Consider the following 18255-nt stretch of genomic DNA (forward strand, 5'->3'; position numbering starts at 1 on the left):
CGGATGGTCACGCTCATGAGCTCGCCCGATCCAGCATCGGAGCCGAAGCTGCACTCCTCGGCGCCGCGCCCCTTCGCCCGAGTGCTCGTCGCAAACCGCGGCGAGATCGCCGTTCGCGTCATCCGCACGCTGCGCCGCCTCGGCATCCGCTCGATCGCCGTCTACTCCGATGCCGATGCCGACGCGCCGCACGTGCGGCTCGCCGACGAGGCCGTGCGCATCGGTCCGGCGCCTGCGACCGAGAGTTATCTCGACCCCGAGCGCATCATCGCCGCCGCCCTCGAGACCGGCGCCGAGGCGGTGCACCCGGGTTACGGGTTCCTCTCAGAGCATGCCGGCTTCGCCCGGGCATGCCGTGACGCCGGGTTGGTATTCGTGGGGCCGGGCATCGAGGCGCTCGACGTCATGGGCGACAAGATCCGTGCGAAGCAGCACGTCGAGGAGTCGGGGGTACCGACGGTGCCGGGCGTCGCCGACCCGACCCTCGACGACGCTGCGTTGCTCGCTGCTGCCGGGCCCGTCGGATTCCCGGTGCTCGTGAAGCCGTCGGCTGGCGGCGGCGGCAAGGGCATGCAGGTCGCCCGCGATGCCGAGGAACTCGCCGCCGCACTGCCCGCGGCTCGCCGCATCGCACTCGCCGCCTTCGGAGACGACACGCTGCTCATCGAGCGGCTCATCGAGCGACCCCGGCATATCGAGGTTCAGGTGCTCGCCGACGCGCACGGCACCGTGGTGCACCTCGGCGAGCGCGAATGCTCCCTGCAGCGCCGGCACCAGAAGGTCATCGAGGAGTCGCCCTCGCCGCTGCTCGACACCGCGGCGCGGTCACGTATCGGACGGGCCGCGTGCGATGCGGCCCGCAGCGTCGACTACCTGGGTGCGGGCACGGTCGAGTTCCTGGTGTCGGATGTCGCGCCCGACGAGTTCTTCTTCATCGAGATGAACACCCGGCTCCAAGTCGAGCATCCCGTCACGGAGCTCGTGACCGGTATCGACCTCGTGGAGCAGCAGCTTCGCATCGCCTCGGGCGAGCCGCTCGCCTTCACGCAGGAGGAGATCCAGCTGCACGGGCACGCAATCGAGGCGCGCGTCTATGCGGAGACCCCGCACCGCGGCTTTCTCCCGTCCACAGGCACGGTGCTCGCATGGCGAGCCCCGGCGGGCGAGGGCGTGCGAGTCGACGCGGGCATCGACGAAGGCCTCGAGATCACCGCCCACTACGACCCGATGATCGCCAAGGTGATCGCATACGGCGCCGATCGCGCACAGGCCCTCGACCGACTCGACTGCGCACTCGCCGACACCGTCCTGCTCGGCGTCGACACGAACATCGCCTTCCTCCGGCGCCTGCTCGCAGACACCGCGGTGCGCTCGGGCGACCTCGACACCGGACTCATCGACCGGCTGCCCGAGCTCGACCACGCCGACCTGTCGCCCGCACTCGTCGACGCGGCTGCGCGTGCGTTCGCGCGTGACGAGGGCGCCGACCGGTTCGCGTCGACCGCCGCAGGGCCGAGGGCCTGGCAGTCAGCCACGGGCTGGCGTCCGGGATCCGTGCGCCCAACCGAGGTGCTGCTCGCCCCGCGGGATCATCCGCACGACGTGCGCCCGGTCGTGGTGCAGCCCGACGGCGCCGACCCCGCCCGCCCCAGCGAAACGGTGGTCCGGGTCGACGACGATGGTGCCGTCTGGGTGCACCGCGATGGAGAGTCGGCTGCCTTCGTGCGCATCGATCGTCGTGCCCACGCCGAACAACGCCGCGCCGGGATCGAACGCGGAGGCAGTCTCGCCGCCGACCCCGAGCTGCGCGCACCGATGCCGGGAACGGTCACCGCGGTGCTCGCCATGGATGGCGACACCGTCGAGACCGGCGACGCCATCGTCGCCATCGAGGCGATGAAGATGGAGCACCGCGTCGTCGCCGCACTCGGCGGCACCGTGCGACTCAACGTCGCCGTGGGCGACCTCGTGGGTCGTGACCAAGCGGTCGCACGCATCGAGCCGCACCCGATGGCATCCGCCGAGTCGACCGACGGCCCTCACGAGGGCGCCGTCGCACACACATCCCACCAGGAATGAGGAGCACCATGCACGACCTGAGCCCCGAGGAACAGCAGCTGTACGACATGGTCTGCGAGTTCGCCGACACTGTGGTCGCACCCCAGTCGTACGAGGCCGACCGCACGCACACGCTGTCGATGGACGTTGTCGCACAGATGGGCGAACTCGGCCTCTTCGGCCTGCCGTTCCCCGAGGAGCATGGTGGCCAGGGCGGCGACTACATGGCGCTGGGGCTCGCGATCGAGGCCCTCGCCCGTGTCGACCAGTCCATTGCGATCACCCTCGAGGCCGCCGTCGGGCTAGGGGCCATGCCGATCTTCCGTCACGGAACCGATGAGCAGAAGGCCGAATACCTGCCCGACCTCGTGGCCGGACGCTCGCTCGCCGGGTTCGGCCTCACGGAATCCGAGGCCGGTTCCGATGCCGGCGCCACGCGCACGACGGCGGTGCTCGACGGAGACGAATGGGTCATCAACGGCTCGAAGCAGTTCATCACCAACTCGGGCACGCCGATCACCAAGTTCGTCACCGTCACCGCCGTGACGGGTGAGCGGTCGCGGCCCGACGGCTCGATCTCGAAAGAGCTGTCGACGATCATCGTCCCGAACGGCACGCCCGGATTCACCGTAGGGCCGGGATACGACAAGTCGGGTTGGCGCGCCTCCGACACCCACCCGCTGACGTTCGACGACGTGCGGGTGCCCTCCGCCAACCTGCTCGGCGATCGGGGCCGCGGCTTCGCCAACTTCCTGCGCACGCTCGACGAGGGCCGCGTCGCGATCGCCGCCCTTTCGACGGGCGTCGCACAGGGCTGCCTCGACGAGGCGCTCGCGTACGCGAAGACGCGCAACGTCTTCGGCGTGCCCATCGCCTCGCATCAGTACATCGCCTTCATGATCGCTCAGATGCAGGCGCGCGTGTACACGTCCCGCCTCGCCTGGCACGACGCCGCTCGGCGTGTCGACGCGGGTCTCCCGTTCAAGAAGGAGGCCGCGATGGCGAAGCTCGTCTCGAGCGACGCCGCCATGCTCAACTCACGCGATGCCACCCAGATCTTCGGCGGCATGGGTTTCATGAACGAGAGCCTCGTAGCAAGGCACTACCGTGACTCGAAGATCCTCGAGATCGGCGAGGGCACGAACGAGGTGCAGCTCATGGTCATCGCGCGTGAGCTGGGCCTCGACTAGGAGGTCACCATGACGGATGTTCCGATGCGTGAGGTCGTGGAGCGCGGGCTCTGGTTCGAGGAGTTCGAACCGGGCACCCGCTACCTGCACCGCCCGGGCCGCACGGTCACCGAGGCCGACAACGTGCTGTTCACGACGCTCACCATGAACACGCAGGCGCTCCACCTCGATGCGGCGTGGGCCGAGACCCAGCCGTTCGGTCAGCGGCTCGTCAACTCGATGTTCACGCTCGCGACGATCGTCGGGGCATCCGTCGCCCAGCTCACGCAGGGCACGATCGTCGCGAACCTGGGCTTCGCCGAGGTCGCGTTCCCTGCGCCGCTGTTCCACGGCGACACGCTCTACAGCGAGACCGTCATCGTCGCGACGCGGCCGTCGACGTCGCGGCCGGGGCAGGGCATCGTGACGCTGCGCCACATCGGACGCAACCAGCACGGCGTCGAGGTCGCACACGCGACCCGTTCGACGCTCGTGTGGTTCCGAGATTCGGGGGAGCGTCAGGCGGCGATCGCCGGCGGGCGGATGGCGGCCGGAGTGGCCGATGCCGCCGACGAGGAGACGAGCGGATGACGCATCCGCCGTTCCGCTTCGGCCCGGCCCTGCTCTTCTGCCCGGCCGACCGCCCCGACCGCTACGTGAAGGCGCTCGGACGCGCCGACGCCGTGATCCTCGACCTCGAAGATGCCGTCGCCGATGAGGCGAAGCACAGCGCGCGGCTCGCGCTCCTGGGCACACCACTCGATCCCGAGCGGGTGATCCTGCGCCTGAACCCCGCATCCGGCCCGCACTTCGCCGACGATCTCGCGGCCCTCGCCGAGACCGGATACCGCACCGTGATGCTCGCGAAGTGCGAGGGTACTGCCGATCTCGTCGACCTCGCCGACTTCGAGGTCATCGCCCTGTGCGAGACGGCGAAGGGCGTACTCGCGGCGAACGACATCGCGGCGATCCCGAACGTCTCGGCGCTCATGTGGGGCGCCGAAGACCTCGTCGCCTCGCTCGGCGGATCGTCGAGCCGGTTCGCCGACGGCCGCTACCGCGACGTGGCGAGGCATGCCAGGTCCCAGGTGTGCCTCGCCGCGGCCGCGCACGGCATCGCCGCGATCGATACGGTGCACCTCGAGATCGCCGACCTCGATGGGCTGCGGGCCGAGGCCGAGGATGCCGCTGCCGTCGGCTTCGCCGCCACGGCGTGCATCCACCCCTCGCAGGTCGACGTCGTGCGCGAGGCGTTCCGGCCAGACGCCGATCGACTCGAGTGGGCGCGCGCGGTGCTCGCCGCAGCCGAGAACGAGCCCGGGGTGTTCGCTTTCAGGGGCGGAATGGTCGATGCGCCGCTGCTGCGGCAGGCCGAGGCGCTCGTGCGCCGCGCAGGAGCGTGAAGAACAATTCGGTAACAGTTCACCCGCCGTTCCACGGATCGCAAACCCCGAGCACGTATCCACCCGTATTCTCGGAGTCAATCCTGGGGAGGAGGGGAGCGTGGCACGACGACACCTATACCGGGCGCACGCGACGAGCGCCGGAGGGGCAACGCTCGCGTTGGCCGAGACGATGCCGGCTGAGACGATGCCGGCTGAGACGATGCCGCACGACGAGTTCACGACGACGTTCGAGGGGCTCCACGTCGAGGCGGTCGCGACGAACTCGCTCTCCGGTCCCATCATGGTGGCGCGGCGCGCCACGATCGGCGATACGGGGCTGAATGTTCACCCGCTGGCGCTCGGCGGCAGCACCTTCGGCTGGACCCTCAGCACCGAGCAGGCCTTCGAGGTGCTCGATCGCTTCGCAGGGGTCGGCGGCGCGCTCCTCGACACGGCCGACAGTTACGCCGCGGGCCGCAGCGAGTCGATCATCGGCAAGTGGATGGCCGCCCGCGGCACGCGCGACCGCATGGCAGTCATGACGAAGGTCGGCCATCACCCCGACCACCGCGGGCTCGCGCCGGCCGAACTCGTCGCGGCCGTCGACGACTCGCTCCTGCGCCTCGGCATCGACCGCATCGACCTGCTCTACTTCCACGGCGATGACCGCGACGTGCCGCTCGAAGAGAGCCTTGGCGCCGTCGACGCCCTCATCTCGGCCGGCAAGGTCGGCGCGATCGGCGCGGCCGACTTCACACCGGAACGCCTCATCGAGGCGAGAGTGCTCGCCGCCAACGGCCTGCCCCGGTTCCAGGCGTACACGACGAAGTACAACCTGATGGATCGCCGCCCCTTCGAGGGCGCTCCCGAGCTCGTTGCGCACGCGCAAGGGCTCGCGGTGATGCCCTACTTCGGTCTTGCCAACGGATTCCTCGGCGGCCAGTTGCGCCGTCGTGCCGATGTTCGCCACGACGCCCGCGGCGAACGCCAGGCGCGCCACCTCGGGCGACGCGGGCACCGGGTGCTCGCCGCCGTCGACGAGGTCGCGTTCGCACACGGAGTGCAGCCCGCGGCGATCGCCCTCGCCTGGCTGCTCGCCAAGCCCACCGTGGCCGCCCCGGTCGTCAGTGCGAGCAGGCCAGAGCAGGTAGATGCGCTCGTGGCCGCGGCATCCGTCGAACTGGCGCGTTCGGAGATCGTCGAGCTCGACCGCGCCTCGGCCTGACGACGCAGACGACGTCGATGACGTCGATGACGTCGATCGGGGCGAAGTGCGACGTCGCCCGACGACCGAGTGGATGTCGCCCGAGCACTTCCGCCGAGCGTGGCATAGGCTGAGCGGGATGAACGGCGCCGTTGACCTCCCACTCGGCCAGGCCGAACTCTCTTTCACGGCAGCAGGAGACGCGCGAATTCGGCGCAGTGTGCTCCCCTCGGGGGTTCGGGTGCTCAGCGAACAGGTGCCGGGCAGCCGCAGCGTCACGATCGGGTTCTGGGTCGCGGTCGGCTCTCGAGACGAGCAGCGATCGGATGCCGCGCACCCCGGGACGTACGGATCCACGCACTTCCTCGAACACCTCCTCTTCAAGGGCACGACGACGCGGTCGGCTCTCGACATCGCCATCTCCTTCGACGCCGTCGGCGGCGAGCACAATGCGCTCACCGCGAAGGAGTACACGTGCTACTACGCGAAGGTGCAAGACCGCGACTTGCCGATGGCCGTCGCCGTGCTCGCCGACATGTTCACCTCCTCTCTCCTCGACCCGGTCGAGTTTGAGAGCGAGCGCGGCGTCATCCTCGAAGAGTTGTCGATGGCAGGCGACGACCCCGGCGATGTCGCGAACGAGCGCTTCTTCGAATCGGTGCTCGGCCGCCATCCCCTCGGCCGACCCATTGGCGGCCACCCCGAGACTATCCGCGGAGCCACCCGCGACGGAGTGTGGGAGCACTACCGGGCGAACTACAGGCCGCAAGACCTCGTCGTCACCGTCGCCGGCGCTGTTGACCACGACTTGCTCCTCGCCGAGCTCGACCGGGCACTCGCCACGGCCGGATGGGACCTGTCGGTGACGGCATCACCGGTCGACCGTCGGCCGGTCGAGCCCGTCGTACTCGAGGCCGGCTCGGCACTCACGGTCGTGGCACGCCCCACCGAGCAGGTGAACCTCCTGCTCGGGGTGCCGGGCCTCGTCGCAACCGACGATCGACGCCCCACGATGAGCGTGCTGAACGCGATCTTCGGATCCGGCATGTCGTCCCGGCTCTTCCAGCAGGTGCGCGAACGCCGCGGCCTCGCGTACTCCGTCTACTCCTTCGCTCCCGGCTACTCCGACGCAGGGCTCTTCGGCATGTACGCCGGCTGCGCACCCGCGAAGGCGGGCGTCGTCGCCGAGCTCATGCGCGCCGAGCTCGAACGCCTCGCCGAGCACGGAGTGACCGCCGATGAACTCCGCCGCGCATCCGGTCAACTCGCGGGTGCCTCGGCGCTCGCACTCGAAGACTCGGACACGCGGATGTCCCGGCTCGGCCGGGCCGAATTGACCCTCGGCGAGTTCGCCGACCTCGATGAGGCACTGCGGCGCATCGCACTCGTCACCGTTGACGACGTGCAACGTCTCGCCGCAGACCTCATCGCCCGCCCGTTCTCGCTCGTTGCCGTCGGCGCGATCGACGAATCGGCATTCACCGGTGCGACCGATGCGGTCGCCTCGAGCTCCGACGTCGCCTGAGCGCGACACCCGACCTGCAACAGAGGAACCGATACCTGTGGCCAACCATCTCTATCTCGTCCGGCATGGCGAGCAGCTCGACGCCGAGCACGGCCTGCCCGACGGGCCCCTCTCGCCGCGCGGTCGTCGTCAGGCCGAACTCCTCGCGGAGCGACTCGGCGGGGTGCCGTTCGACGACGCCTGGCACTCGCCGCTGCAGCGGGCGACCGAGACGGCAGCGATCATCGCGGCGAAGATGCCGGCCCTGAACCCTGAACCGTCGGCGCTGCTCTTCGACTGCGTTCCGTCTGGGCCCGCTCCCGAGACGCCGAAGGCGTACGATCCGTTCTTCGGTTCGGTCACCGAGGCCGAGATCGAGGCCGGCAGTGCGCAGATGGCCGATGCGGCCGCGGAGTTCCTCCGTTCGCATCGTGAAGACCGGCACGAGCTGCTGATCACCCACAACTTCGTGATCGGGTGGTTCGTGCGCGAGGTGCTGGGTGCCCCCGACTGGCGATGGGTCTCGCTCAACCAGGCGAACTGCGCGTTGACCGTGCTCACGCAGAGGCCCGGCCGTCCGTGGAGTCTCGTCGCGCACAACGACATCGCGCACCTGCCGCCCGAGCTTCGTACGGGGTTGCCGGAGCCCTACGCGCTCTGAGGCTCGCTGAGCCTGTCGATGCGGGCCTGCTCTGAGGTTCGCTGGGCCTGCTGTGAGGTTCGCTGAGCCCGTCGAAGCGAGCCGGCGGCACGCCGCTGATGCCAGTCGCTCGCCTCAGATCAGGTGCTTGCCGAACCAGTGCGTCGCGTTGGGGTTCTCGTTGTACGGCTCGATCTCGACGTAGCCGCTCGACCGGTAGAGCCCGCCCGCGGCCTCGAGGCTCGCATTCGTGTCGAGCACGAGCTCGTGCGCCCCGAACGTGCTCGCCCGCCGCTCGAGTTCTCGGAGCAGTCGCCGCCCCTCGCCCGCTCCGCGCGCTGCCGGCGCGAGCCAGAGATGCTTCACCTCGAAGCTGCCATGGCGCTGCTGCAGGCGTCGCACACCGCCGCATCCGACCGCCGCACCAGACTCGTCGACCGCGAGTACGAAGACGCCCATCGGAGGAGTGAACTGCGCCGCGCCAGGCCATGCCGGCCGGTACTCGCCCTGCGAAGAGGGAAACCCGGCGGCGCGTTCGGCGAAGTAGGCGCCGAGCAGCGCGTGCGCGTCGGCGTCGGTGACGAGGGCGTCTCGGAAGCGCAGCATGCACCCACACTATTTGAGCGAGGGCAGCGGATGCCGCGGCCAGGCGCCACCCCGAGGCAGCCGGTGCCCGCATGTGCGCTTGCTAGGGTGAAGCCGTGACGATACGGGTCGCCGTGGCCGGGGCCACAGGCAAGATGGGGCAACTGGCCGTTCGACTGATCGAGGAGTCCGACGATCTCGAACTCCACGCAGCGCTCGACTCCCGCTCGAGCCTCGACCTCATGCTGGGCGCCGATGTCGCCCTCGATGTCACGCACCCCGGCGCGAGCGCCGAGATCGTCGAGTTCGCGGCCGGGGCCGGTATTCCGATCGTCGTCGGCACCTCGGGCTGGTCGAGCGATCGCATCGCCGGCATCTCGGCATTCGTGCGCGGTCATGCCGACGCTGGCGCGGTGCTGTTCATTCCGAACTTCTCGATCGGCAGCGTGCTCGGCACCGCCTTCGCTGCCCTCGCGGCTCCCTACTTCGACTCGATCGAGATCGTCGAGGCGCACCACGCCGGCAAGGTCGACTCGCCGTCGGGCACGGCCGTACGCACGGCAGAGCTCATCGGCGATGCCCGTGGTCGAGGCGGGCCGGTCGCGGCTCCCCACGCCGATCAGCGCGCTCGCGGGCAGCTCGTGAGCGGCGTGCCCGTGCACAGCCTGCGCATGTCGGGCGTTTCGGCCGAGCAGCGCGTCATCTTCGGAGGCGACGGAGAGACCCTCACGATCACCCACTCGACGCTCTCGCCGAGCTCATACGAGGCCGGCATCCTGCTCGCCCTGCGCAGTGCTCCCGCGGCATCCGGTGTCACGGTCGGGCTCGACAAGCTGCTCGACCTCGGCGTGCCGGGCGCCAGCCGATGACCGAGAAGTCATCTGGTGTCACGGTCGGGCTCGACAAGCTGCTCGACATCGGCGTGCCGGGCGCCAGCCGATGACCGGGAAGACCAAGCGATGACCAAGAAGATCGGCGCGCTCATCATGGCCGCGCTCCTCGTCGTCTACCTCGTGCTCGCGGGCTGGCGTGCGGTGCAGTTCATGGCCACCGGCGAACCGATCGCGATCGCCATGGGTGTTGCGCTCCTGCTGCTGCCGCTCATCGCCATCTGGGCGCTCTGGCGAGAGCTCTCGTTCGGCATCGGCTCGCAGGCCCTCGTGAAGCGTCTCGACGCCGAGGGCGGCCTCGACCTGCAGCTGCCGCTCATGCCGAGTGGCCGCCCTGAGCGTGCAGCTGCCGTTGCGGCACTCGATGGGTTCCGGGCCGCAGCAGTCGCTGAGCCCGGGTCATGGAGGTCGGCGCTCCGACTCGGCCTCGCCTACGACGCCGCGGGCGACCGCCGAAACGCAAGGCAGGCCGTGCGGCAGGCCATCGAACTGGATCGCGCCGAGCGCGCCGAGCGCTCCGAGCGCTGAGCGCCCCGTATGGACTGCACCCGTGCGGTCTCTGCCCGCGGTTAGCCAACCGGGGCGTGCGGCGCACTGAGCATCGCGTCGAGCGCCGACTCGACCGTCGTGTGCTGAAAACGGTAGCCGTCGTCGATGAGTCGCTGCGGTCGCACCTTCTGGCTCGCGAGTAGCAGCTCGTCGGCGGCGCGCCCGAGCGCGATTTCGAGCAGGCGCTCGGGCACACCGAAGACATAGGGGCGCCGCATGCGTTCGGCCATCGCGGTCATCACCCGATCGGCCGTCGCCGGTGTGGGCCCGACGACGTTGACGGCGCCTGAGACGGGTGAGCCGAGCAGGTGCACGAGTGCGCCGACCTCGTCGTCGAGCGCGACCCAGGGCCAGTGCTGGCCACCGGTGCCGAGGCGCCCAGAGACCCCGAGCCGGGTCAGCATGCCGACCCGTTTCAACGCACCGCCATGGCCGACGACGACCCCGGTGCGGAAGACGACGGTGCGGGTCTCTTCCGGCGCGAGCTGTGCCGCGGCCTCCCACCGGGCGACGACTTCGGCGAGGAAGCCGGAGCCCGGGCTCGAATACTCGGTGAGGAGCTCGCCGGGCCGGTTGCCGTAGTAGCCGACCGCCGAGGCGTTGAGGAACACGGCGGGCGGGCGCCGTGCCTTGCGCATCGCGTCGGCGAGCGTGCGCGTCGCCGTGATGCGCGACTCGAGGATCTCGTCGCGGTACGACTTCGTCCACGGAAGCCGCGCAAGTGAGGCACCCGAGAGGTTCACGACCGCATCGACCCGATCCATGACGGTGAAGTCGATGATGCCGGCCGCGGGCGACCACGCCGCCTCGTCGGGCCCTTGCGCGCGACGGCGCACGAGGCGCACCACCTCGTGCCCGTCAGCGGTCAGTCTGCCGACGAGCGCGGTGCCGATGAATCCGGATGCGCCGGCGACGAGTACGCGCATCAGTCAGGCGAGTTCGGCTTCGATCGTGATGGGGATGCCGGCGAGCGCCTGGGAGATCGGACAGTTCTTCTTCGCGTCTTCGGCGAGCACCTCGAACTGCTCTTCGGTCAGGCCGGGCACTCGGGCGCTCACGAGCAGGTGACTGCCGAGCACGCCCTTGCCAGCCTCGAATGTGACTGCCGCCGTGGTCTGGATGCTCTCGGCCGGTGTGCCCCCTTGGGCGAGCCCGAGCGAGAGGGCCATCGAGAAGCACGAGGAGTGGGCCGCCGCGAGCAGTTCTTCGGGGTTCGTCGTTCCGGCTGCGCCCTCGGAGCGGGCCTTCCAGTTGACCGGGAAGCTGGCCAGACCCGAGGAGTCGAGGGCGACGTCGCCCGATCCCTCGAAGAGCGTGCCCTTCCAGACGGTGGTCGCTTCACTCGTGACTGCCATGTGGTCCTCCTAGTCGAGCCGGGTTTCCAGCCTAGCGGCGCGCGTGCCTGACGGTCAGCTTCGAGCGACGATCCGCGCCCGCGCGAGGAGTAGGTGGATCTGGCACCCCAAGCAGAAGTCGAACGCGGCGTTGAGGAACGCCGCGACGAACGCGATCGCCGCGGCGATCGGCACCGCGTTCGACAGGCCGAGAAGGGACAGGATGACTCCGGCGACCGCGACGGCGAAGCCGATGCCCTGCGCGAACGTCGGCGGACGCGGATCTTCGAGCTCGATCGGCGGTGCGAGTCGCGGACGCACGAGCGTCGCGAAGATCAGGCCGAACGGGTGCCGCCGGATGCCGGCGAACGCACCCCACGCGAACAGCAGCGTGATCGCCACGAGCAGCCAGAACGCCGCGTCGGTCGCGCCGGCGACGGCAAGCACCACGGTGATGAGCAGCAAGGTCGCGGTGATCGCAGCCCCGAAGCGCGGGCCGCGAGGGTCGATGCCCTGGGTGCCGCGGGCGGATGCCGCGGCTCCGGCGGACGCCGACTGGTCGGCGGGCGCCGTCGTTGGGTCAGTGTGAGATGGCACTGCTGCTCCTCAGGAGCTCGTCGAGTCGTTCCCGCACCGCCGCGGCACGCGGCAGGCCGGTGACGCGCGCGCGGATCGCGCCTTCGCCGTCGAGCATGAGGGTCGTGGGGGTTTCGGTCACCCGGAAGCGGCCGGCGAGGTCGGGCCGATGTGTGAGATCGACGACGATGTGGGCTGCGCCTTCGTGCTCATGCGCGATCTGCCCGAGCAGACGGCCCGTCGCCGGGCAGCGAGCGCAGAACTCGGTCGAGAACTGCACGAGCGTGGCGCGTTCGCCGAACGCCTCGACACCGAGCTCGCCCGGTCGGACCGTGTCGCCCGATCCCTGCCGGGTGCCGCCCTGCCGCGAGCGCCACGCGAGACCGGCCGTCGTCGCGGCCACGAGCAGCGCGGCGGCCGTCGCGAGGGCGGTGAGCCAATCCATGTGGTTGAGCGTACGCAGCAGCCGGTGCGCCCGGGGGCGTGTGACCGAGGATGACGGCGGCTCGCGGCATCCGCTCATCTACTGGCCCGCCTCAGCCCTGTTGTCGCCGGCCCGCGTTAGCCTTGATGGGATGGCCGAGACGATTCCCACACCGTACGAAGACCTGCTGCGCGACGTGCTCGAGCACGGCACGGTCAAGACCGACCGCACGGGCACCGGCACGCGCAGCGTGTTCGGGCGCCAGTTGCGGTTCGACCTCGCGGCGGGCTTCCCGCTCGTGACCACCAAACGCGTGCACTTCAAGTCGATCGCCTACGAACTGCTGTGGTTCCTGCAGGGCTCATCGAACGTCGGCTGGTTGCGCGATCACGGTGTCACCATCTGGGACGAATGGGCCGATGCCGCGGGCGAACTCGGCCCCGTGTACGGCGTGCAGTGGCGTTCGTGGCCGACGCCGTCGGGTGAGACGATCGACCAGATCTCGCAGGTGATCGAGCAGATCCGCACGAACCCCGACTCGCGCCGCCTCATAGTCTCGGCGTGGAACCCGGCCGACATTCCCGACATGGCACTCGCGCCATGCCATGCCCTGTTCCAGTTCTACGTCGCCGACGGCAGGCTCTCGTGCCAGCTGTACCAGCGCAGCGCCGACCTCTTCCTCGGTGTGCCCTTCAATATCGCCTCCTACGCGTTGCTCACGCACATGGTCGCTGCGCAGACCGGCCTCGAGGTCGGCGACTTCGTCTGGACCGGCGGCGACTGCCACATCTACGACAACCACGTCGAGCAGGTGAAGCTCCAGCTCGAGCGCGAGCCCTTCGCGCCGCCGACGTTGCGGTTCGCGCGCACCCCCGACTCGATCTTCGACTACGAGTTCGACGACTTCATCGTCGAGGGCTACCAGCACCACCCGCCGATCCGCGCCGCTGTCGCGGTATGAGCGAAGCGGATGCCGCGTCGGCCTCGAGTGCCGCGAACGCGAACGCGGATGCCGGCGCCGAGGCGCTTGGCGCGACGCGCATCGGGCTGATCTGGGCTGAAGCTCGCGGCGGAGTCATCGGTGCAGGCGGGGTGATGCCCTGGCACCTGCCCGAAGACCTCGCGCATTTCAAGGCGCTGACGCTCGGCAACCCTGTCGTGATGGGCCGCAAGACCTGGGACTCGCTCCCGCCGAGGTTCCGGCCGCTCGCCGGGCGGGCGAACCTCGTGGTGACGCGCGACGAGGTGTGGGTCGCAGACGGTGCCCGCCGGGCCGGGTCCGTCGATGAAGCGCTCGCGCTCGCCGAACGCGAGCTCGAGGCATCCGCTGCCGATGTCGACCGACGCATCTGGGTCATCGGCGGGGCCGAGATCTACCGGCAGACCATCGACCGGGCCGACCGGCTCGAGGTCACCCGCATCGAGGCTGACGTCGCCGGTGACGCGCTCGCCCCGCCGATCGACGGATCGTGGCGGTTGCTCGCCGCTGACCCGGCCGACGGCGCGCACACCTCCCGCACCGGCCTCGCCTACCGCTTCCTCACCTACACCCGCGACTGACCCGTGCCCGTTCGCGAGCATGCCCGCCCTGCGTGCCCGCCCCGACCCGCGTGTCCGCCCCGCCCTGCGTGCCCGGGGCTTGTGCGCTCCGTGTGCGTTTCGCGAGTTGCACGATGAATCTGCCGGCGCGCCCGGCCGCGGCGGCGTGGCGAACGAATCGTCGTGCGACTCGTGCACCCACTCCTCCTCCACACTCGACGATCCGGTCGCTTCGTCCACCGTCCTCGAATCTCGGGGTGCTGGTCGCGCCGGTCGCGCCAGGCTCCTCGCATGCCGATTCCCGCTGCCACGATTCGCCGACACTGCTTCGATCTCGGCGGGGTGGCTCGCACATCAGAGCTCGCCGCACTCGGCGTCGATGCGTACTCGCTCGGCGTGGCGGTTCGAAACGGTGAGGTCGTTCGGTTGCGCGAGGGCGTGTACGCCGTGCCTGATCTTCCGCACGACGTGCAGACGGCGATCCGCCACGGTGGCCTGCTCGGCTGTCTGAGCCGAGTGCGCGCGGCCGGCCTGTGGATCCTGAGCGAGCCGGATGCCGCGCACGTCGCGATGTCGCCCACTGGTCGACGACGTCGGCACGACGGATGCGTCTGCGTCACGCACTGGGCGGCTTCGACGGTGAATGGCGGAATGACAGGACTCGATGACGCGCTGGTACAGCTGCTCGGATGCCGTGGCGGGGAAGAGTTCTTCGTCGCGCTCGAGTCGGCGATGCGGAAACGATTTCTGACTCGCGCGTCACTCGCTCGGATCCGGAGTCGGATCCCGGCCGTGCACCGTTGGCTCGTCGATTTCGCACGGTGGAACGCCGACAGCGGACTCGAGTCCGTTCTCCGGCTGCGACTCCACGCCCATGGGATCGACCTCGTCTCTCAAGTCGAGATCCCGGGTGTCGGCCGGGTGGATTTCGTGCTGGGCGATCGGCTCATCCTCGAGGTCGATGGCAAACGCAATCACGTCGATGGCTTCGACGCGGCTGCGATGGTGGAGAACTTGGAGAACGCTGCGGCGCGGGCAGCCGCGGTCTCGAAACGACACAAGGACCTCGTTCGAGACACGGTCGCAGCGGCACACGGCTTCGACACGCTGCGCTTCGACTACGCGCTCATTGTGCACGACTGGCCGATCGTCGAGGCTGCGATCCTCGCCAAGGTCGACCGCGGTCTGCATTTGCGTTCACGAGTCGCACGACGATTCCCCTGACTCGCCGCTGCTCGACGGTGTGGCGCGCAATCCTTCGTGCAACCCGTGCACGCGGAGGGCGGACGGCAGGCGGCGGAGGGCGGGGGCGGAGGGCGCGGGCGGAGGGCAGTGACCCGCGCCACAGAGCTGACCCGATACGCTGGAGGGCGTGACTTCTGAGAATCCCTTCGGACAAGTGCTCGTCGCGCTCGTCACGCCGATGACGGCAGACGGCGAGGTCGATTGGCCCGGGGTCGAGAAGCACATCGACGACGTCATCTCGGCGGGAGCCGACGGCATCGTCGTCACGGGAACCACGGGCGAGACCTCCACGCTCACCGACCCCGAGAAGATCCGCCTCGTCGAAGTCGGCAAAGATGTCGCCGCGGGGCGCGCGAAGATCATCACGGGCGGCGGCTCGAACGAGACCGCGCACGCCATCGAGCTCTACAAGCACAGCGAGCAGGCCGGCGCCGACGGCATCATGATCGTCACGCCGTACTACAACAAGCCGACGCAGGCGGGCATCCTCACCCACTTCCGTCTCGTTGCCGATGCCACCGACCTGCCGGTCATCCTCTACGACATCCCGGCTCGCACCGGCGTACCCATCATGTACGAGACGATCCTGCGGCTCGCCAAGCACCCGAACATCCTCGCCGTGAAAGACGCCAAGGGCGACTTCTCCGAGGTGAGCCGGGTGCTGAACCAGACCGACCTCATGTACTTCTCGGGTGACGACGCCAACGTGCTGCCGCATCTCTCGATCGGCGCGACCGGGCTCATCGGCATCACGGCGAACGTCGCACCGGCGCCCTATCGGCAGATGATCGACGCCGTGAACGCCGGCGACCTGGCTCTGGCGACAGCTGCGCACCAGCAGCTCGAACCGCTCGTGCGCGCCGTTATGACGCACGTGCCGGGCACCGTCGCCGCGAAGTACATCCTGCACGGTCTCGGCCGCATCGGCAGCCCGCGTGTGCGGTTGCCGCTCGTCGGTCCCGAAGAGTGGGAGGCCGCCCTCATCGAAGACGAGATCGCCCACGTGCAGGGCATTCCCGGCGCCGACTTCCACAACTTCCGCCCCGACCGCAACGCTGCCGCCGGCGGTGCGTTGCCGAAGGTGGCGGGCACCACGCGCTAGTCGCACGCACGAGCTCGCTCGCGCAATGAGACATCCGCGGCCCTGAATGGTCGCACCGAACTGAACACCGCAACAGAAGGAGGGCTCATGCCCGACGTCGTCATCGATCCTGCCCCGCTCGAGGCAGGAACGCTCCGCATCATCCCCATCGGCGGCCTTGGGGAGGTCGGCCGCAACATGACCAGCTACGAGATCGACGGCAAGATCCTCATCGTCGACTGCGGCGTGCTGTTCCCTGAAGAGCACCAGCCGGGCGTCGACCTGATCCTGCCCGACTTCGGCTTCCTCAAGGATCGCGTCGACGACATCGTGGGCGTCGTGCTGACGCACGGTCACGAAGACCACATCGGCGCTGTACCGTACCTGCTGAGGCTCCGGGGGGACATCCCGCTGATCGGGTCGACGCTCACGCTCGCGCTCATCGAGGCGAAGCTCAAGGAGCACCGCATCAAGCCGTACACACTGACGGTGAAAGAGGGCGACCACGAGCAGATCGGCCCGTTCCGGCTCGAGTTCATCGCCGTGAACCACTCGATCCCCGACGCGCTCGCCGTCGCGATCAAGACCGACGGCGGCACGGTGCTCGCCACCGGCGACTTCAAAATGGACCAGCTGCCCCTCGACGGTCGGCTCACCGACCTGCGCGAGTTCGCGCGGCTCGGTGAAGAGGGCGTCGACGTCTTCATGGTCGATTCCACGAACGCGGATGTCCCGGGCTTCACGCCGCTCGAACGCTCGATCGGCCCCGTGCTCGACGAGGTCATCAATCGTGCCCCTCGCCGCGTCATCGTCGCGAGCTTCTCGAGCCACGTGCACCGTGTGCAGCAGGTGCTCGACGCCGCGTGGGCCAATCACCGTCGCGTGGCCTTCCTCGGCCGCAGCATGGTGCGCAACATGACGATCGCCGCTGAGCTCGGCTACCTGAAGGTGCCCGAGGGCGTGCTCATCGACTACAAGAAGGCCGGCAACATCCCCGACGATCAGATCGTCTTCATGTCGACCGGGTCGCAGGGCGAGCCGATGGCCGTGCTCTCGCGCATGGCGAATCGCGACCATCAGATCGAGATCGGCGAGGGCGACACGGTCATCCTGGCTTCCAGCCTGATCCCGGGCAACGAGAACGCGGTGTACCGCGTCATCGACGGGCTCACGAAGCTCGGTGCGAACGTCGTGCACAAGGCGAACGCGAAGGTGCACGTCTCGGGCCACGCCGCGGCCGGCGAACTGCTCTACTGCTACAACATCCTGAAGCCGAAGAACGTGCTGCCGATCCACGGCGAGTACCGCCACCTCTTCGCCAACGCGAAGCTCGCTCAAGACACGGGCATCCCCGCGAAGAACACCTTCATCGGCGAGAACGGCTCGGTCTACGACCTGCGCGACGGGGTACTGCGGGTCGTCGGTCAGCTCGACCTCGGCTTCGTCTACGTCGACGGCTCGACGGTCGGCGAAATCACCGACGCCGACCTGAAAGACCGTCGCATCCTCGCCGAGGAGGGCTTCATCTCGGTCATCGTCGTGGTCGATGCGTCGACCGGCCGGGTCATCACCGGGCCCGAGATCCACGCGCGCGGTTTCGCCGAAGACGCTTCGGTGTTCGACGACGTCAAGCCGAAGATCATCGAGGCGCTCGCCGAGGCGGCGCAGAGCGGTGTTCGTGACTCGCACGCGCTCTCGCAGATCCTGCGCCGCGTGCTCGGCGGCTGGGTGAACCGTCGCCTTCGCCGTCGGCCCATGCTCGTGCCGCTCGTCATCGAGGCGTAGCCCTGCGAGGCACGCTCGTCATCGGGGCGGTCGCCGGGGCGAGCCTCGACGACGGCCGCCGATGACGGGCGCGTCGGCGACCGCGTCGCCCCGCCCCGAGTCCTCCTGACGCCGTCGCTGACGCCGTCGCTGACGCCGTCGCTGACGCTCAGCGCAGTCGGCCTGCTCGTGGCCGCGATCACGACTGCCCCGGCGCGCTCCTGCTTCCGGCGGCGGCGCTGATGCTCGTGGGCCGAGGCGCACGGTCGCGGCGGCGGCGGCGTCGGCCCGGCCCGCGGCATCCGCTC

At 69.4% G+C, this 18255-nt stretch carries 19 protein-coding genes; 14 read left to right on the forward strand and 5 right to left on the reverse strand.

Translation table 11 applies throughout. The annotated features are described in order from the left end of the window. The first annotated feature begins 15 nt into the window (after window positions 1–15). The 7 genes from AC1C2U_RS15590 (at window position 16) to AC1C2U_RS15620 (ending at window position 7981) form a co-directional block, all read left to right on the forward strand. Window positions 16–2079, forward strand: a complete 2064-nt coding sequence (locus AC1C2U_RS15590; RefSeq protein WP_495362671.1) for an acetyl/propionyl/methylcrotonyl-CoA carboxylase subunit alpha — start codon at window positions 16–18, stop codon at window positions 2077–2079. Between the two features lie 8 nt (window positions 2080–2087). Further along, complete coding sequence (locus AC1C2U_RS15595) at window positions 2088–3248, forward strand: acyl-CoA dehydrogenase family protein (RefSeq protein ID WP_495362672.1); 1161 nt, start codon at window positions 2088–2090, stop codon at window positions 3246–3248. A 9-nt stretch (window positions 3249–3257) separates the two neighbouring features. After that, window positions 3258–3818, forward strand: coding sequence for a MaoC family dehydratase (locus AC1C2U_RS15600; RefSeq protein WP_495362673.1), 561 nt, complete (start codon window positions 3258–3260; stop codon window positions 3816–3818). Next, window positions 3815–4630: an HpcH/HpaI aldolase/citrate lyase family protein gene (locus tag AC1C2U_RS15605; RefSeq protein ID WP_495362674.1), complete on the forward strand. Its 816-nt coding sequence runs from the start codon at window positions 3815–3817 to the stop codon at window positions 4628–4630. Before AC1C2U_RS15600 ends, AC1C2U_RS15605 begins: the two co-directional genes overlap by 4 nt. A gap of 100 nt (window positions 4631–4730) precedes the next feature. After that, the gene (locus tag AC1C2U_RS15610) at window positions 4731–5837 is read left to right on the forward strand and encodes an aldo/keto reductase (RefSeq protein ID WP_495362675.1); all 1107 of its coding nucleotides are present in this window, start codon (window positions 4731–4733) and stop codon (window positions 5835–5837) included. Window positions 5838–5955: 118 nt separating this feature from the next. Continuing rightward, a complete protein-coding gene (locus AC1C2U_RS15615) occupies window positions 5956–7341 on the forward strand; it encodes a M16 family metallopeptidase (RefSeq protein WP_495362676.1) in 1386 nt (461 codons plus the stop codon). 37 nt (window positions 7342–7378) lie between these two features. Then, window positions 7379–7981: a histidine phosphatase family protein gene (locus AC1C2U_RS15620; RefSeq protein ID WP_495362677.1), complete on the forward strand. Its 603-nt coding sequence runs from the start codon at window positions 7379–7381 to the stop codon at window positions 7979–7981. A 114-nt stretch (window positions 7982–8095) separates the two neighbouring features. On the opposite strand, the gene AC1C2U_RS15625 is transcribed toward AC1C2U_RS15620, so the two are convergent. Beyond that, on the reverse strand, window positions 8096–8566 hold the full coding sequence (locus AC1C2U_RS15625; RefSeq protein ID WP_495362678.1) for a GNAT family N-acetyltransferase: 471 nt from the start codon (window positions 8564–8566) through the stop codon (window positions 8096–8098). Window positions 8567–8661: 95 nt separating this feature from the next. On the opposite strand from AC1C2U_RS15625, the gene dapB reads away from it, so the two are divergent. Together dapB and AC1C2U_RS15635 are read left to right on the forward strand one after the other, a co-directional pair. Beyond that, window positions 8662–9414: a 4-hydroxy-tetrahydrodipicolinate reductase gene (gene dapB, locus AC1C2U_RS15630; protein ID WP_495362679.1), complete on the forward strand. Its 753-nt coding sequence runs from the start codon at window positions 8662–8664 to the stop codon at window positions 9412–9414. 90 nt (window positions 9415–9504) lie between these two features. Continuing rightward, on the forward strand, window positions 9505–9963 hold the full coding sequence (locus AC1C2U_RS15635; protein WP_495362680.1) for a hypothetical protein: 459 nt from the start codon (window positions 9505–9507) through the stop codon (window positions 9961–9963). 41 nt (window positions 9964–10004) lie between these two features. On the opposite strand, the gene AC1C2U_RS15640 is transcribed toward AC1C2U_RS15635, so the two are convergent. Genes AC1C2U_RS15640 through AC1C2U_RS15655 form a run of 4 tightly spaced genes read right to left on the reverse strand, consistent with a single transcriptional unit; the run spans window position 10005 to window position 12339 of the window. Continuing rightward, window positions 10005–10910 carry a TIGR01777 family oxidoreductase gene (locus tag AC1C2U_RS15640; RefSeq protein WP_495362681.1) on the reverse strand — a complete coding sequence of 302 codons (906 nt, stop codon included), beginning with the start codon at window positions 10908–10910 and terminating at the stop codon, window positions 10005–10007. Window positions 10911–10913: 3 nt separating this feature from the next. After that, window positions 10914–11339 carry an OsmC family peroxiredoxin gene (locus tag AC1C2U_RS15645; protein ID WP_495362682.1) on the reverse strand — a complete coding sequence of 142 codons (426 nt, stop codon included), beginning with the start codon at window positions 11337–11339 and terminating at the stop codon, window positions 10914–10916. A gap of 54 nt (window positions 11340–11393) precedes the next feature. Beyond that, complete coding sequence (locus AC1C2U_RS15650) at window positions 11394–11915, reverse strand: DUF4395 domain-containing protein (protein ID WP_495362683.1); 522 nt, start codon at window positions 11913–11915, stop codon at window positions 11394–11396. After that, window positions 11899–12339, reverse strand: a complete 441-nt coding sequence (locus AC1C2U_RS15655) for a thioredoxin family protein (RefSeq protein ID WP_495362684.1) — start codon at window positions 12337–12339, stop codon at window positions 11899–11901. The genes AC1C2U_RS15650 and AC1C2U_RS15655 overlap by 17 nt, the downstream gene beginning before the upstream one ends. A 130-nt stretch (window positions 12340–12469) precedes the next feature. Here AC1C2U_RS15655 and AC1C2U_RS15660 point away from each other — a divergent pair, with 130 nt between their 5' ends. The 5 genes from AC1C2U_RS15660 to AC1C2U_RS15680 all read left to right on the forward strand — a co-directional run bounded on the left by AC1C2U_RS15660 (window position 12470) and on the right by AC1C2U_RS15680 (window position 17968). Further along, a complete protein-coding gene (locus tag AC1C2U_RS15660) occupies window positions 12470–13279 on the forward strand; it encodes a thymidylate synthase (protein ID WP_495362685.1) in 810 nt (269 codons plus the stop codon). Continuing rightward, window positions 13276–13878: a dihydrofolate reductase gene (locus tag AC1C2U_RS15665; protein WP_495362686.1), complete on the forward strand. Its 603-nt coding sequence runs from the start codon at window positions 13276–13278 to the stop codon at window positions 13876–13878. The genes AC1C2U_RS15660 and AC1C2U_RS15665 overlap by 4 nt, the downstream gene beginning before the upstream one ends. 270 nt (window positions 13879–14148) lie before the next feature. Beyond that, window positions 14149–15081, forward strand: coding sequence for a type IV toxin-antitoxin system AbiEi family antitoxin domain-containing protein (locus tag AC1C2U_RS15670; protein WP_495362687.1), 933 nt, complete (start codon window positions 14149–14151; stop codon window positions 15079–15081). Window positions 15082–15229: 148 nt separating this feature from the next. Next, window positions 15230–16204, forward strand: coding sequence for a 4-hydroxy-tetrahydrodipicolinate synthase (dapA, locus tag AC1C2U_RS15675; RefSeq protein WP_495362688.1), 975 nt, complete (start codon window positions 15230–15232; stop codon window positions 16202–16204). 87 nt (window positions 16205–16291) lie between these two features. After that, a complete protein-coding gene (locus tag AC1C2U_RS15680; protein WP_495362689.1) occupies window positions 16292–17968 on the forward strand; it encodes a ribonuclease J in 1677 nt (558 codons plus the stop codon). Window positions 17969–18255 lie beyond the last annotated feature (287 nt).

The sequence above is a fragment of the Agromyces sp. Y575 genome, assembly GCF_059445445.1.